The sequence below is a fragment of the Barnesiella sp. genome, from assembly GCF_022723415.1.
Taxonomy (GTDB): Bacteria; Bacteroidota; Bacteroidia; order Bacteroidales; family Barnesiellaceae; genus Barnesiella; species Barnesiella intestinihominis.
On the sequence record NZ_JAIJHU010000062.1, the window covers coordinates 1 to 14,973 of the forward strand.

The 14,973-nt window shown below is 42.5% G+C and carries 15 protein-coding genes; 9 read left to right on the forward strand and 6 right to left on the reverse strand.

The window, feature by feature from the left end:
- Positions 1 to 139: 139 nt before the first annotated feature.
- Positions 140 to 844, reverse strand: coding sequence for an SIMPL domain-containing protein (locus QVD32_RS11025; RefSeq protein ID WP_008862635.1), 705 nt, complete (start codon positions 842 to 844; stop codon positions 140 to 142).
- A 212-nt stretch (positions 845 to 1,056) separates the two neighbouring features.
- Here QVD32_RS11025 and QVD32_RS11030 point away from each other — a divergent pair, with 212 nt between their 5' ends.
- The 3 genes from QVD32_RS11030 to QVD32_RS11040 are packed head-to-tail and all read left to right on the forward strand — an operon-like array spanning position 1,057 to position 2,542.
- Positions 1,057 to 1,428: a YraN family protein gene (locus QVD32_RS11030; protein ID WP_021891448.1), complete on the forward strand. Its 372-nt coding sequence runs from the start codon at positions 1,057 to 1,059 to the stop codon at positions 1,426 to 1,428.
- A gap of 2 nt (positions 1,429 to 1,430) precedes the next feature.
- The gene (locus tag QVD32_RS11035; protein ID WP_021891449.1) at positions 1,431 to 1,811 is read left to right on the forward strand and encodes an MmcQ/YjbR family DNA-binding protein; all 381 of its coding nucleotides are present in this window, start codon (positions 1,431 to 1,433) and stop codon (positions 1,809 to 1,811) included.
- The gene (locus QVD32_RS11040) at positions 1,793 to 2,542 is read left to right on the forward strand and encodes a biotin--[acetyl-CoA-carboxylase] ligase (protein WP_021891450.1); all 750 of its coding nucleotides are present in this window, start codon (positions 1,793 to 1,795) and stop codon (positions 2,540 to 2,542) included. The genes QVD32_RS11035 and QVD32_RS11040 overlap by 19 nt, the downstream gene beginning before the upstream one ends.
- On the opposite strand, the gene QVD32_RS11045 is transcribed toward QVD32_RS11040, so the two are convergent.
- Positions 2,528 to 3,421 carry a tetratricopeptide repeat protein gene (locus tag QVD32_RS11045; protein WP_021891451.1) on the reverse strand — a complete coding sequence of 298 codons (894 nt, stop codon included), beginning with the start codon at positions 3,419 to 3,421 and terminating at the stop codon, positions 2,528 to 2,530. The genes QVD32_RS11040 and QVD32_RS11045 overlap by 15 nt on opposite strands.
- Before the next feature lie 407 nt (positions 3,422 to 3,828).
- Between QVD32_RS11045 and QVD32_RS11050 the strand changes: the two genes are divergently transcribed.
- The 5 genes from QVD32_RS11050 (at position 3,829) to QVD32_RS11070 (ending at position 9,675) form a co-directional block, all read left to right on the forward strand.
- On the forward strand, positions 3,829 to 5,673 hold the full coding sequence (locus tag QVD32_RS11050) for a T9SS type A sorting domain-containing protein (RefSeq protein ID WP_021891453.1): 1,845 nt from the start codon (positions 3,829 to 3,831) through the stop codon (positions 5,671 to 5,673).
- A gap of 182 nt (positions 5,674 to 5,855) precedes the next feature.
- The gene (gene pyrH / locus QVD32_RS11055) at positions 5,856 to 6,566 is read left to right on the forward strand and encodes a UMP kinase (protein ID WP_008862642.1); all 711 of its coding nucleotides are present in this window, start codon (positions 5,856 to 5,858) and stop codon (positions 6,564 to 6,566) included.
- Positions 6,567 to 6,652: 86 nt separating this feature from the next.
- A complete protein-coding gene (gene frr / locus QVD32_RS11060; RefSeq protein ID WP_021891454.1) occupies positions 6,653 to 7,213 on the forward strand; it encodes a ribosome recycling factor in 561 nt (186 codons plus the stop codon).
- Positions 7,214 to 8,028: 815 nt separating this feature from the next.
- Entirely contained in the window at positions 8,029 to 8,961 is a 933-nt protein-coding gene (rsgA, locus tag QVD32_RS11065) for a ribosome small subunit-dependent GTPase A (protein WP_021891455.1), read from the forward strand.
- Between the two features lie 57 nt (positions 8,962 to 9,018).
- Entirely contained in the window at positions 9,019 to 9,675 is a 657-nt protein-coding gene (locus QVD32_RS11070) for a C40 family peptidase (RefSeq protein WP_195242011.1), read from the forward strand.
- Here QVD32_RS11070 and QVD32_RS11075 read toward each other — a convergent pair.
- From QVD32_RS11075 to QVD32_RS11090, 4 genes are read right to left on the reverse strand one after another with little or no spacing between them, the layout of a single operon-like run.
- A complete protein-coding gene (locus QVD32_RS11075; RefSeq protein WP_021891457.1) occupies positions 9,635 to 11,104 on the reverse strand; it encodes a lytic transglycosylase domain-containing protein in 1,470 nt (489 codons plus the stop codon). The genes QVD32_RS11070 and QVD32_RS11075 overlap by 41 nt on opposite strands.
- A gap of 12 nt (positions 11,105 to 11,116) precedes the next feature.
- Positions 11,117 to 11,923 (reverse strand): DUF5683 domain-containing protein, encoded by an 807-nt coding sequence (locus QVD32_RS11080; protein WP_118686931.1) that lies wholly within the window; start codon positions 11,921 to 11,923, stop codon positions 11,117 to 11,119.
- Between the two features lie 22 nt (positions 11,924 to 11,945).
- Positions 11,946 to 12,824, reverse strand: a complete 879-nt coding sequence (locus QVD32_RS11085) for a ParB/RepB/Spo0J family partition protein (RefSeq protein ID WP_008862648.1) — start codon at positions 12,822 to 12,824, stop codon at positions 11,946 to 11,948.
- Between the two features lie 20 nt (positions 12,825 to 12,844).
- Positions 12,845 to 13,609 carry a ParA family protein gene (locus QVD32_RS11090; protein WP_008862649.1) on the reverse strand — a complete coding sequence of 255 codons (765 nt, stop codon included), beginning with the start codon at positions 13,607 to 13,609 and terminating at the stop codon, positions 12,845 to 12,847.
- Positions 13,610 to 14,040: 431 nt separating this feature from the next.
- Between QVD32_RS11090 and surE the strand changes: the two genes are divergently transcribed.
- The gene (surE, locus tag QVD32_RS11095) at positions 14,041 to 14,826 is read left to right on the forward strand and encodes a 5'/3'-nucleotidase SurE (RefSeq protein WP_021891460.1); all 786 of its coding nucleotides are present in this window, start codon (positions 14,041 to 14,043) and stop codon (positions 14,824 to 14,826) included.
- The last annotated feature ends 147 nt before the right edge of the window (positions 14,827 to 14,973 follow it).

Consider the following 14,973-nt stretch of genomic DNA (forward strand, 5'->3'; position numbering starts at 1 on the left):
TGGAGTCCGAGATATGCAGTCAATAGCGGGCTATTGACAAAAATCAAGGGATTCAAGATGCAAGACAGGGGTTCAATATGGCCGGAACATACCTGCTTGAAATGATAATATTATTTCTCAATAAATTTAAAACAGCTTCTTAATTCTTCAAATAATATACCACCGAGGTCACGACCCGCACATGCTTCAAATAAGGAGTATTGGCATCCCTATCCTCGATAGAGAATTGTCCTTGATATGCCGATGATATTTTGCCCAATTTACTATCGGAGTCTTTGGCGAATTTTTCGGCGGCAACTCTCGCATTTTGAGTGGCTTCGGCAATCATTTCGGGTTTTAGTTCATTCAGCTTGGTAAACAAGAACTGGGTGTTATACTGATAATCCCCGGAAACGATAGCCACCCCCTTTTCCAACAAAGAGGCTTGTTTCACGATCAACTCTCGTACTTTCTCTACTTGATTCGAAGATACCGTTATTACCGAAGTAACATTATAGCGATACGGGACACTTTGGTTTCCATACCGTTCGGCCTGCATATCTACGATTCCGGGAGCCGCAATAGAAATTTCGGCATCGGATATCCCGTTAGCTTTCAGAAAATTTATCACGATTGTATTCTTGGTATTGATCGTACGGTAAATCGTGCCCAAATCATTCCCCAACTCCTTATATACCAAAGGCCAGATAACTTTATCGGCCGGAACCTCACGCTCCGACAAACCCTTTACCGAGACCGTACGCACTGCCTCCTTCGAACGAACGATACCTTGTTCGATTCGTTGCCCCAATAAAAACAAGCCTACTGCTATGATAATAGCCGGCACAATCCATTTGTTTTTCATAATCTTCCGTATTTTATTTCTTACAAAGAAAATGCATGCCAGACTCAAAAGCAAATTTTATTTGCAATTTTACCGAAGACATAGACTATTTTCGCATTTATTGTCAGTAACTGTTTCAAAGATAATTATTCGCCATATCCATCAGACTTTTTCTTGCTCCGATTTCTTTTTTCATCGAATCTTCGTATATTCGCTTTTCCAAATTCGTACTTATGGCGCAACACAACCAATTGGGAAAAACAGGAGAGGAACGAGCCGCAGAATATTTGATTTCCAAAGGATACATTATCCGAGACATAAATTGGCGGAGTGGAAAAATGGAATTGGACATCGTAGCCTATCGTGACAAAACGTTGGTTGTCGTAGAAGTCAAAACACGAAAAAACAACGAATTTCTACGCCCGGAAGAAGCCGTTACGCTCCGCAAGATAAAAAATATAATCCAAGCTACGGATGCCTATATTCGTATGTTCGATATACCTTTCGACATACGATTCGACCTCATTACCTTAGTCGGGGAAAATGAAGACTTCCAAATAGAACATATAGAAGATGCCTTTCTTCCTCCATTAAACTGTCGATAAACATGAACGTAGAATCTTTGCGTGAATTTTGTCTGTCACTACCGCAGGTAACCGAATGTTTCCCATTCGATGAATGGGTGTTGGTTTTCAAAATCGAAGGTAAAATGTTTCTCTTCTGTGATTTGTCGGCCGAAGAGAAACGAATTTCGCTCAAATGCGATCCCGAACTTGCCATAGAATTACGGGAACGATATCCCGAAATAGAACCGGGATACCACACGAATAAACGATTGTGGAATTCTATTTGGCTAAGGCCTTCCATCGACGATAAAGTCATTTGCGATTGTATCGTCCATGCTTATAGCGAAGTGCTAAAAAAACTACCCAGAATCAAACGCGAACCTTTATCGGAACTACTCGAAGTATGGAAACAAAAGAAATAAAATTCCAAAAAACTCACTTAAAGGAGATCGGCTCGACCAATACCTATCTCCAAGAATCGGACAAAGACAGACATCTCCCGGAAGGAACTATCATTTACTGCGACATACAACGATCCGGGCGCGGCCAGCGTGGGAATTCATGGGAATCTGAGCCTTACAAAAATTTAACATTCAGTCTTTTACTCAGACCAGAACATATCCCTGCCAACCGGCAATTCTTACTTTCTGAAATCGTATCGCTGGCAACTGTCGATGTTCTGAACCGATACGCCACTGGATTTTCTATCAAATGGCCGAACGACATCTATTGGCACGACAAAAAAATTGCCGGTATTCTCATCGAAAATGTACTGAGCGGGAGTACATTCTCACGGGCTATTATCGGAATGGGGCTGAACATCAATCAGAAAAATTTTTACAGCGATGCCCCCAACCCGGTTTCATTATATCAAATAACAGGTCGCACCTACAAGATAGAAAAAATATTAGACGAATTCACAGAGGCTTTCGGAAAGCGATATACAGACACATTTACAAACTCCTCCGACCGTATCCACAAAGAATATATAGCGACACTCTACCGAAACGACGGGGTATATCCGTTTTATAGTGACGGCAATATTTTCCACGCCTCTATTGCCGATGTCGAACTCGACGGTCATCTGCTTTTATCGACGGAATCGGGAGAGAAAAAACGCTTCGCTTTCAAAGAGGTTTCATTCTTGCTTTAAACGTTTCAAGAACGGACGAATAACCCCGCTGCTTTGAGGCAACTCATCGGAAAGTCCCGACAGCATGGAAAGTTGTTCCGAAAGATATTTATTGCTACGAACCCGTGCAGCAATCGTAAAATATTTTTTAGCACAAGCTATATCGTCGTCGATCACTTGCCTTTTTTCCTCTTTATATACGGAAGCAGAGATAGAAATACCGTTCGAATCTTCAAGATACTGTTGATCTATCGATTTCAGTTTTTCCTGTCCCTTTATAGCATAATAGCTTCCCAAAAACAAGTTTGCATCAAAATTAAGAGAGTCTATATCCAAAATAGTTTTCTGAACCTCGACCGCTGCGGTATCGTTTCCAAGCAACAACAAAGCATCGGCTTTGGCTTTCAAATAATTAATTTGCCCGGGCATCACCGACAACAATTCGTCAGCAACGGCAAGTATCTTTTCAGCATCATGCCGAAACACATAATACCCTAATAAATAATTATTCGTCACCCGAGTAAACCACGGCTGTTGTTCTTTCACCAACAAAAGTACCTGTTCATAAATGCCCGACTGTCCGATAGATCGCGACAACACGTCTATGCCGGTAAACAACGAGTCCAAAGATAGTCCTTGCATTTCCGAACGAACCACATATTGCATAATAGACGAAGAATCGTTCATCATGGCCGATGCGACAACCGCATCCACATACGTTTTCACCCTACCGGGACGGCGTTCCAACAATACGTCATACATAGCAACAGCCTCTTGCCACTCCCTATTGACAAAGTGATCATCAGCTTTTCTCAACACAGTACGATAAGGCATCTCGGCAAAAGCCGAAAAAGCGATACTACAAAAAAGGAAAAATCCTATTATCCGTCTTATATACATACATTTAATTGTCACCCATTATGAACAGACAAAAATAGCGAAAGGTGAGTGCAGAGACAAACGGAAATTTTATTTCCAATTTGACTATGCCGAACCGCATCCTATTTTCGTACTTACAAAGATAACAAATCAACTCTGTAATATAGGCAATACTGCCGACAAAAATAAAACAGATTCCCCGCGAAACTTGCAGCAATCCGGTAAATAGTCCCGATGAATCAATTAAACATAAACTTTGAACGAGCTTCATTCTAAAAATAAAATAAATTAATATTATATTTATAAATAACAACTTTATACATAGCATTATTCCCATATCTTTGTAACAGTAATTAAAACAGTCCATTAAGATAAAAAGGCTCGTCTTCCTGTACTGTTATTTTCAATCCGAGCCGAAAAATTCCATCATGAAAAAACTTTACTCAAAACTATTGACGTTAGTCACTATCGGTTTTTACAGCCTATCTGTCTGGGCACAAGATGCTCCTGTCATTCAGAATTACAGCGATTATACCGGAGACTCATTCGTAGCCAACTGGGACAAAGTATCGGGAGCAGACAAGTATTTCCTCAATGTCTACACGAATGGGACCAACGTCCAAAACGTAAATGAAACCTTTGGCAACATCAACCACTCCAATGGGAAAATAGACCTGCAATCGCCCAATTACCCGAATGGCTGGGAGATAAACGTGAGTGAAAACGGCAGTACCGATATGGTCGTCTACGAAGGTGTAAATAAAATTATCCTCGATGCAACAGACGACTACATAAGCACCGAACAAATTATCGGAACCGGCGTGGGGAAATATATCGTTAACGCCAACCTCATCAATGCAGAAAATATCACCCAAGAAAATTCAAGCTTATTCAAGATTGAAATATTCGACAAAGCGGGTATACTTCTTAGCACCGGAACAATCGAAACTTTACTTTTTGCCCAAATAACCGAATTCAATATTTTCGACGGCTTCGGATACACACAAGCAAACATCGGGCGCATAAAAATATCTATCGAAAAAGGTGACGGAAAAATTGGAGACCTCATGATAAACTCTATCTCTTACTCTTGTACCGAGCCTTCGTATATTCTGAAAGATCAAGCAACGGCCGAAAATTCTTATCCTGTAACCAACCTCGACCCAGAAAAGGAATATTACTACTACGTCGCTGCTTCGGTGGAAGGAAAAACGACAAACGCATCGAACATCATCAGAGTAAATGGATTCCTCACTCCCAAAGCCTTAGACGCAACCGGCACATCGGAAAACTCGTTCACGGCAAATTGGGAAAGACTGCCCAAAGCAAAAGGATACATCGTGCAAGCGTACCAATATCACACCGCAACACAAGACAGTGAGAAGAAAATACTCGACGATTCTTTCGAAAAATCGACAGAGGGTACTATGGACGATCCGATCTCTGTTACCGACCCGGACTTATACACCGCAGTTCCGGGTTGGAGCGGGAAAAACATACTGGCAGCCAACGGTATGCTCGGAGCCGACAACGGAAGATTTCCCGTAAGCCTCTCTTATTTATGGACTCCCACAATGAACCTGTCATCGAATAACGGTAAATACAAAATCCACATCAAAGCCCATGGGACAGCCGGAGATTATCTGTCGATTTATCGAATAGGCTATATGATAGACAGCAACGGAGACGGAGAACCCGATGCCCTTAACATACATAAAGTAACAGCTTTCGACGAAAACGGATACACCGAAGAAACTTGGGAAATGGAAGACGGTGCTGAAAACATGCAACTCTCCATCGAAGAAAACAAACTAAAAAGATTTTTCATCGACGAAATCACCATCATACAAGAAAGCAAGGCCGGAGAGGTTACGAGAATACCTCTCGTTCCGGTAACCATTTCGGACGGTTCTCAAACTTCTTATACTTTCACAGATCTCGAAACGAATGGAAACTACGGCTACGAAGTGACCGGTATGCGTTACAACGACTATGAGGAAGAAGAATATTCCGAAACGTCTAACCTTATTACCGTGCAGTTAATACATTCAGGAATAGAAAGTAGCACAACTCAAAACGTAAAAGTAATCGCTTCTGAAAACTCAATCAACATAGCTCTATCAGAAAGGGCACTCATACAAATATTTACTGCCAACGGACAACTTGTAAAAACCATAAATGGAACCTCGGGAGAAAATATCGTTTCTATCCCTGCTGCCAATATTTATATCGTAAAAGTCGGAAGCAAGATATTCAAAGTCATCGCCCGATAAATCATCGGAAATAGGAAATCACCTACACAATCGAGACCGGCAAGGTAGACTTACTTTGCCGGTCTCGGCTTTTCTCATAATCACTAATCGGATATTATTTTCTCTTCAAAGGCTACGTGAACCATAAAAATTGATTATTTTTGCATAAATGCGACTGTTTAATTAAAAGAACGAATCTGATTATGAATAACCAATACAAAAGGATTCTCCTGAAACTGAGCGGTGAATCGCTCATGGGCGAAAAGCAATATGGCATCGATGAAAAAAGAATAGCCGAATATGCCACACAGATTAAAGAAATCGCCGACATGGGCATAGAAATAGGTATCGTCATCGGCGGCGGAAACATATTTCGCGGATTGAGCGGAACTTCCAAAGGGGTAGACCGTGTAAAAGGAGACCAAATGGGCATGCTCGCGACTGTAATTAACAGTTTGGCATTAAGCTCCGCATTGGAAAAAATCGGACAAAAAGCCCAAGTCTTCACAGCAATCAATATGTTCCCCATCGGCGAATATTATAGTAAATGGAGAGCTATCGAGGCTATGCAAAACGGAACCGTAGCCATTATATCGGGAGGGACGGGAAACCCATTCTTCACGACCGATACAGGCTCGGCCCTAAGAGGTATCGAAATAGAAGCCGAAGTCATGCTGAAAGGGACACGTGTCGACGGTATTTACACGGCCGATCCAGAAAAAGATCCTACCGCAAAGAAATTCGACAAAATCAGCTACGACGAAATCTATACCCGTGGATTAAAGGTCATGGACCTCACGGCGACCACCCTCTGCAAAGAAAACCATCTGCCCATTATCGTATTCGACATGGATACGGTCGGAAACCTGAAAAAAGTATTGTCAGGAGAGAACATAGGGACTCTGGTATATTAAACCCGGTCTTATATGGCTATTCTTAAAAAAAAGAGTACATTTGTTCACGAAACTAATTATACAGAAAAATTTCAACCTTATTCATTATGGACGACGTAAAGACATACTTGAACTCTGCCGAAGAAAAAATGGCTATGGCCATCGAATTCTTAGATGAAGCATTAGCTCACATTCGGGCAGGTAAAGCCAACCCCCGAATTCTCGACGGCATACGGGTCGATTATTACGGAAGTTTGGTCCCGCTTTCCAATGTAGCTAATATTTCTGTCCCCGATGCACGTACCATCGTTATTACCCCCTGGGAAAAATCCATGTTCAAAGTGATCGAGAAAGCCATTTTGGATTCAGAATTAGGCATCACTCCCGAAAATAACGGCGAAATCATCAGACTATCAATTCCCCCGTTAACCGAGGAGAGACGCAAAGCACTCGTCAAACAGTCGAAACAAGAAGCCGAAAATGCCAAAGTGAGCGTGCGCAATGCCCGCCGGGATGCCATCGACGGACTGAAAAAGGCTCAAAAAGAGGGAATGCCCGAAGATGTTGCCAAAGACGGAGAAGCCTCGGCACAAAAACTTCACGACAAATACATGAAGAAAATCGACGATATGTTTGCCGAAAAAGAGAAAGAGATACTCACCGTATAAAACAAAAAATAAAATATATTCAAAAGGGCTTTCATTATCGGAAGGCCCTTTCTTTTTTCTCGATTCAAAAGTTTCTGCTGTTTCTAAGGTTCAGTAGAAAATCCGTGGGGTAAGCATGAATTTTAACGATAAATCTCTCGTCGGCATACACATTCCGGTCTCTTCGGAGAGAGGTTGGATTTTGGATCCCCTCTTCGCGTTGTAGGCACTTACCCTATTCTCTTGCGGAAGCATCGGAAGAGAAGGTGATGCACAATTCTGTCATCGTTACCGAGAGTATTAACACTTCTCCCCTGTGTTGCGGAGCAATATAGGGGAGACACCGAAGAAACAGCCGTTTCTGAGGAGAGGGGTTAAAAAAGATCACATAGGATTTTTCGATTGTGGAATTTACCCCCTCTCGCCCCACGGGCACTCCCCCAATATTTCTTCGGTAACACCCCGTAAGGTTACGGGACACGGCAGGGGGAGAGAGCCAAAATGCAGTTCAAAAAAAACAAATGCATTCGTTGTTATCCGACTCTCGTCTTTCATTATATTTGTAGAATATCGGAGGCGGTTCGGCATAGTCAAGCCAAAAATGTAATTTTCGCTTGCCTCTGCATTTCACTTTCACTATCTTTGAGTTGAAACTCGAAAATACTTTTGCTCGGCAGAATAAAATTAAAGCAAGCTTTGTTTTGCTCAGCTCTCGCTTATACGTATCTTTGTCACTACGAAGATAGGATGCGGTTCGACATAGCCAAATCGGAAATAAAATTTCCGTTTGTCTCTGCTCTCACCTTTTGCTATCTTTGTTCATTAAATTTCATTGCATGGAAGGTCTTGTCACAAAAAATACGGGAAGCTGGTATATCGTCCGCACAGAAAACGGAGATTCGATACGCTGTAAAATCAAAGGTAATTTCAGGTTAAAAGGAATACGCAGCACCAATCCCGTATCAGTGGGCGACCTTGTTGATATAGAGTTAAATCCCGACCAAACGGCTTTTATCACTCGCATACACGAACGGAAAAACTACATTATCCGCCGATCGTCCAATTTGTCGAAAGAGTCTCATATCATCGCCGCCAACATAGACCATGCCTTACTGATCGTAACGGTCAACACGCCTCCGACCTCGACCACTTTTATCGACCGTTTTCTTGCCACAGCCGAGGCGTATCGCATACCTGTATGCATCGTTATCAATAAGAGCGATACATTTACCGAAGAAGACCGGGAATATGCCGAAGCACTTCGCTACCTTTACACCTCTATCGGGTATGACTGCCATTGTGTATCAGCGATTACCGGTGAAGGATTCGATTTCATAGATTCATTTATCGCAAACAAAATTACCTTGTTATCGGGACACTCGGGCGTAGGAAAGTCCACGATTATCGACCGTATTCTACCGAATGCTCATGTAAAAATCGGAGCCGTATCCACTTCTCACCACAAAGGCATGCACACGACCACTTTTTCAGAGATGTACCCTTTGCCACAAGGTGGGTACATTATCGACACTCCGGGCATAAAGGGCTTCGGAACTATCGATTTCAATCCCAACGAAGTGGCACATTTCTTTCCCGAAATTTTTGAGATTTCCCAAAACTGCCGGTTTAACAATTGCACCCATCGACACGAACCCGGCTGTGCGGTATTAAAGGCGTTGGAGAACCACCAAATAAGCGAATCGAGGTATACGAGCTATTTGAGCATTATCGAAGATAGTTCGGAAGGAAAATATCGGGAAGCATTTTAAAAAAGATTGAAGCGAATCGGCGCAATGAGATACAAAGGCATCGGAATTTTATTTTTCATGATGGCAAATATCCTATCGACAAATGCAGAGGGAAAAGACTTGCTTGTACCATCGAAGACCGACACCGTTACCATCGATACGCTTTCGACAAAAAACAGGATTTCATTACCCCTACCCAACACACTCGTCAATAAACAAATCGACCGTCTCGTCGAATATGCCAGAAAATACATCGGGACACCTTACAGGCGAGGAAGCAAAGGCCCCAACCGATTTGACTGTTCGGGTTTCATGCAGTATATTTTCAACCATTTCTCCTATTCCCTCAATGCAAGTTCCGCTTCTCAATATTTACAAGGAATCTCTGTTAAAGACGAAGAAATCTGCCGGGGAGATTTGGTATTTTTCAAAGGTAGAAATTCTCGGCGGTCGAATGTAGGACATGTAGGCTTGGTTACGGAAGTATATCCCGACGGACGATTCAAATTTATTCACGCATCCACATCACAAGGGATACGGGAAGATTGGAACTTCTCTCCCTATTATGCTCAACGATATGTCGGAGCCCGACGCATTTATTTCGTTCAAATCGACAAACGACTGATTTTAGATGCCATTCTCGAATTGGAAGACATCGATGACAACACTCCTTTTACCGAAACGGAAAAGAGTATTACGCCGCAGGAATTTTCAACTTTTGTCCGGGCTGAATAGCATTTCCTTTCAAATTGTTCGCCCGTTTAATATCTTCGGCCGAAACCCCTTTATATTTTTGAGAAATCGTCCATAGGTTCTCGCCTTTACGAACCGTATGATATTGACCTTTTGCTGACGAAGCCGTAGACGAAGCCCCGCTTTTACTTGCCGTTGTCTTGCTGCAAACCGCCAAACGTTGCCCGATACGCAAATATGAATTTTTTCGCAAATTATTCCAAGAGCGCAAGTTACTTACCGACACTCCATATTTTTGAGCTATACCGGAAAGAGTCTCTCCTTTACGAACCTTATGATATACCGTTGTTCCGGGAGCCAACCCTGCCGGTTCAACGGCAAGCCGTCGTGCATACAGCTCCTGATTATGCGCAAAAATAGCATCCTGTGCCTCGATAAAAGCATAGATCTGTTGCGATGGCAAAATGAGCGCATAAGGCCGGATATTACCCGGTATAATGTCGCGACGATACTGAGGATTCAAACTTCGAATCTCCTCGATCGGAATCTGTAATACATCGGATATCTGCTGCAAATGGACTCGACGTGTCACTTGTACGGTATCCGTTAACAAAGGGCGCCGGGTAAGTACCGGACAGATATTGTGGTCGCCATAATAATTCATCACATAATTGACTGCGATAAAAGCCGGGACATAGCCTCTCGTTTCACGAGGCAAATAGGGATAAATTTCCCAATAATCGGTTTTACCTCCCGAACGGCGAATAGCTTTGCTTACATTTCCCGGGCCACAATTATACGATGCGATAGCCAGTGCCCAATCATGGTAAATACTATATAAATCTTTCAAATAACGGGCCGCCATCGCCGAAGATTTAATAGGATCCCGCCGTTCATCTACGAGGCTGTTCACCTCCAATCCCATACTCTTTCCTGTCTTGACCATGAACTGCCACAAACCGGCCGCTCCTACCCGAGAAGTAGCATCGGGACGCAAAGCAGACTCGATAATAGGCAGATATTTCAATTCCAAAGGCAAACCTTCCCGTTCAAGAGCTTCCTCGAAAATGGGCATATAATATGTACTCAATCCCAAAAGATTCTCAACAAGCGCTCTCCTTTTCTGTACATACATGTCTATATAACGGCGAACAACACTGTTATAAGGCATCTCGATAACAGTCGGCAGTTGTGATAATTTACGGATATAAACCGAATCGGGATAATCCACATTAACGCTATTCACCAAACAGGAATCATCTACAACTGCATATTGCTGCATATACCAGTCGGTCAAAAGATTATTCAAATCGGCCTCCATACTTTCGGGATACACGATAGCATTATCTATCGTATCCGACAAGGTAATCTCTATCGTGTCGGTATCTACGATTTCCTCGTCTGTCTCTATTTGGGAAAAACTATATAAAGATATTCCCAAGCCCATAAAAACAAGCCAAAATTTCTTCATAGCAAATAAGCATTAAAATGTAATCGCACATTGTAATCCGATCGATGGCAATACCGTACGTCCGGTAGGAATAATCGCCGGCTGCCACTTCATCGAAATATCGGGGCTGACATCAAAATGATACAACTGAGCATCGACATAAGCATCTATCATACAAACAGCATAAAGCCCTATCATACAAATAATACATAGGTCACGATTCTGTCTATAATAGTCTTTCCTCTGCTTCAATACACGGGTTAACCATTCCTTGTCTATATCTTCCTCGCGATACGACGACGAAAAAAAATCCATATAACTGTTCGTCCCCGGATCGCTGTCCATAATATCCAAATAGGCTCGTTGATAATCAGACAGCATACGGCTATTCCATGTCGTGGCATAAAAAAGCCCTACATATCCGCCCACAACGATAGGCAATTTCCAATACCTATGGTTATAAATTTGACCCAATCCGGGGAACAGAGCCGATAGCCATACGGCTCTCATTGGGTCAGGATTGAAATCGGAAGGTCTCCACGATTTACGTGAAGCCGCTTTCAATCCCAAAGAATCAGACGGAGCAAGCCCACCCAGAGAATCGGTAATCATCACCGGGACCGAATCTTGAAATAAAGCTCCGACACTATCTCCCGAAATAACCGAAATAGAATCGGGACGATTATATCTCGCATTCTCCATTTCCACCGTATCGGCAGAATTAACTTCTACCTCTACTAATCCCTGATATCCAATATTCGAATCGGCCTTGACTTCAAGAATAGACAATGGTAATAACGCAATTATAAAAATAATAATCACGGCACGTCTCAATCCCATGTCACCCGATATTCCCAAAATCTTATTTCAATTTATCGAACAAACCGATAATCCGTTCCAAATCTTCTTCGTTCTTAAATGGAATAGATATTTTCCCTTTCCCTTTTTCATCACAGGTAAACTGAACCTTAGCGTTGAAGAAATCGGACAAATGCGATTTCAGCACATTATACTCTTGTCGCATCATAACTTTCTTCTGTGCTTTCTTACGGGCTCGCTCTCCTCCGGCAGATAAAGTTTTAGCCAAGTCTTCGACACTACGCACACTCAATCCGTCGGACAATATACGCTCGTACAACTCCAACTGTAAAGCAGGGTCGGCAACAGACAACAACGCCCGAGCATGCCCCATATCGATACGTTTATCCCGCAATCCTATCTGTACCTCGGCCGGAAGTTTCAGCAAACGCAGATAGTTGGCTATCGTCGTCCTCTTCTTCCCGACCCGCTCACTCAGTTTTTCCTGTGTCAGTTGATACAATTCTATCAATTTCTGGAAGGCCAATGCAATCTCTATGGAGTTCAAGTCTTCCCGTTGAATGTTCTCGATAAGAGCCATCTCCATCAACGTTTCGTCCTCTACCGTTCTCACATAGGCGGGAATCGTTTCCAACCCGGCCATTTGTGCAGCTCTATATCGCCTCTCTCCGGCAATAATCTGATAATTTCCACCATCTACCTGCCGCAACGAAATAGGCTGTATAATACCCAATTCCCGAATAGAGCTTGCCAATTCTTCGAGAGCTTCCTGATCGAATTCCCGACGAGGTTGATCGGGATTAGGCACAATCTGGGATAATTCTATTTCATGAATAGAAGATGTGCCGCTGGTTACAATGTTATCCATCGAAATCAACGCATCCAAACCTCTACCCAATGCACTTCTTTTAGGAGTTGCCATAACTTATCGATTTTAGCCGCTTATCTATTTTTCATTATCAATTCTTTCGCCAGTTCCATGTGATTGACACTACCCCTCGACTCACAATCGTATAGCAAAGCCGGAAGCCCGTGACTCGGAGCCTCGCTCAAACGGATATTCCGTTGAATGACCGTATTAAATACCAAGTTCCCGAAATGCCCCTTCAACTCTTCATAAATCTGATTAGCCAAACGCAAACGAGAATCGTACATCGTTAACAAAAAGCCTTCGATTTCGAGCTGAGGATTCAATTTCGATTTTATGATCTTGATCGTGTTCAACAACTTGCTGATACCTTCCAAAGCGAAATACTCTGCCTGTACGGGAATAATAACAGAATCGGCCGCCGTAAGAGCATTGACCGTAATCAATCCCAACGATGGGGAACAGTCTATCAAAATATAATCATAATCGCCTCGCGCTTCGCTCAACACATGAGATAAAACCCGCTCACGATTTTTCAAATTCATCAATTCGAGTTCTGCTCCAACCAAATCGATATGAGAGGCGACCAAGCCCAATCCCTCCACACAAGTTTCAACAACCGATTCCTTGATCGAGGACTGCCCCACCAAACATTCATAAATGGACGACTTCACCTGTTGCGGATCCACTCCCAAACCAGACGAAGCATTTGCTTGGGGATCGGCATCAATGAGCAAAACCTTCTTATCCAGAACCGCCAACGAAGTGGCCAAATTTATAGAAGTCGTTGTCTTTCCGACTCCTCCTTTTTGATTTGCAATAGCGATAATTTTACCCATATTGTTATTTTTTCTTCACGAAGACAGTGTAGCCGGAAGCAAAACGAAATCCCATTTCTTGCGCCGAGATACCCTTTCTTCACGAGTTTCCCATCGCAAAGGAATATCTTTTAATTTGTATTTCATTCTCTCGGATGCCCAAAAATATCATAATTGTTGATAAGTGACCCTTTTTGTTGATAAATCAGCAGAATCACTTCTCCATTTTCTGCGTAAAGATACACTTTTTTTACAAGAATCCCATTAGGATAAAATCTGTCTTTTACCTATTTTATGACTCCATATTATCCGTTAAAACATAAAAAAAACGAGTATTATTCATTACCTTTGCATAAAGCAAAAATGAAGTGAGCCTCGGTATATCCGAGTGAACTTGTTTCGATTCACGTCTTACCCTATCTTTGTAATAGTCAAACATATTTTCTCTTTATATGAAAAAAATAACACGTTCTCATAAACCTCTCATTCTCATCACTAATGACGACGGCATACAAGCCAAAGGCATCCGCGAAGTCGCCGATTTTCTAAAACCCTTAGGAGATATTCTCATAGTCGCTCCTGATGCGCCCCGCTCGGGACAAAGCTCTGCAATTACCGTAACTTCTCCCCTTCGCATGAAAGTCGTCGAAGAGCGAAACGGGTTTCTCGCAATTCGCACCAACGGGACACCGGTCGACTGTATCAAGTTGTCGATGAACATTCTTTTAGACGAACGCCCCGACTTAATCGTATCGGGTATTAACCACGGCTCCAATTCGGGAGTAAGTGTCATCTATTCGGGAACAATGGGGGCTGTTTTTGAAGGAGCCTTATTACATATACCTTCTATCGGATTCTCCCTTTGCAATCACAAAGCCGATGCCGATTTTTCGCACTGTCGGGAACTCATTTTGGACGTATGCCAAAAAGCATTGACCCATAACCACTGGCCCCAAAACATAGGACTTAATATCAATATTCCCGATGTGCCCCAACTCAAAGGCTCGAAGATTTGTAGAGCTGCACAAGGTCACTGGACCGAAGAATATGATTGCCGGACAGATCCTCACGGACAGGAATATTACTGGCTAACCGGAAAATTTAAAAATGCCGAACCCGAAGCAACCGATACAGACGAGTATTGGTTGGAACGTGGATATGCGACGATTGTTCCCTGCACAACAGACAACTCCGTCCTCAATATCCTCCCCGAACTATCGTCGGTTCTCGGAATATAAAAAGACTATCCAACACGACAATACAGATAAAAAAAGGCGGGAAGCATTTCCCGCCTTTTTTATGAATACAAATTGAATACATATTCAATAATAGTTTAAATATCGCCCAGTATTGTAAAAAATATACAAAATTTATTCTACTATTTT

Excerpts from the sequence above, each read along its gene's own strand:
- pyrH (WP_008862642.1), top strand. The coding sequence starts at position 5,856 with ATGAATAACCAATACAAAAGGATTCTCCTGAAACTGAGCGGTGAATCG.
- QVD32_RS11030 (WP_021891448.1), top strand. The coding sequence starts at position 1,057 with ATGGCGCAACACAACCAATTGGGAAAAACAGGAGAGGAACGAGCCGCA.
- QVD32_RS11070 (WP_195242011.1), top strand. The coding sequence starts at position 9,019 with ATGATGGCAAATATCCTATCGACAAATGCAGAGGGAAAAGACTTGCTT.
- QVD32_RS11050 (WP_021891453.1), top strand. The coding sequence starts at position 3,829 with ATGAAAAAACTTTACTCAAAACTATTGACGTTAGTCACTATCGGTTTT.
- QVD32_RS11085 (WP_008862648.1), bottom strand. The coding sequence starts at position 12,824 with ATGGCAACTCCTAAAAGAAGTGCATTGGGTAGAGGTTTGGATGCGTTG.
- QVD32_RS11080 (WP_118686931.1), bottom strand. The coding sequence starts at position 11,923 with ATGGGATTGAGACGTGCCGTGATTATTATTTTTATAATTGCGTTATTA.
- frr (WP_021891454.1), top strand. The coding sequence starts at position 6,653 with ATGGACGACGTAAAGACATACTTGAACTCTGCCGAAGAAAAAATGGCT.
- QVD32_RS11045 (WP_021891451.1), bottom strand. The coding sequence starts at position 3,421 with ATGTATATAAGACGGATAATAGGATTTTTCCTTTTTTGTAGTATCGCT.
- QVD32_RS11040 (WP_021891450.1), top strand. The coding sequence starts at position 1,793 with ATGGAAACAAAAGAAATAAAATTCCAAAAAACTCACTTAAAGGAGATC.
- surE (WP_021891460.1), top strand. The coding sequence starts at position 14,041 with ATGAAAAAAATAACACGTTCTCATAAACCTCTCATTCTCATCACTAAT.
- QVD32_RS11035 (WP_021891449.1), top strand. The coding sequence starts at position 1,431 with ATGAACGTAGAATCTTTGCGTGAATTTTGTCTGTCACTACCGCAGGTA.
- QVD32_RS11075 (WP_021891457.1), bottom strand. The coding sequence starts at position 11,104 with ATGAAGAAATTTTGGCTTGTTTTTATGGGCTTGGGAATATCTTTATAT.
- QVD32_RS11025 (WP_008862635.1), bottom strand. The coding sequence starts at position 844 with ATGAAAAACAAATGGATTGTGCCGGCTATTATCATAGCAGTAGGCTTG.
- QVD32_RS11090 (WP_008862649.1), bottom strand. The coding sequence starts at position 13,609 with ATGGGTAAAATTATCGCTATTGCAAATCAAAAAGGAGGAGTCGGAAAG.
- rsgA (WP_021891455.1), top strand. The coding sequence starts at position 8,029 with ATGGAAGGTCTTGTCACAAAAAATACGGGAAGCTGGTATATCGTCCGC.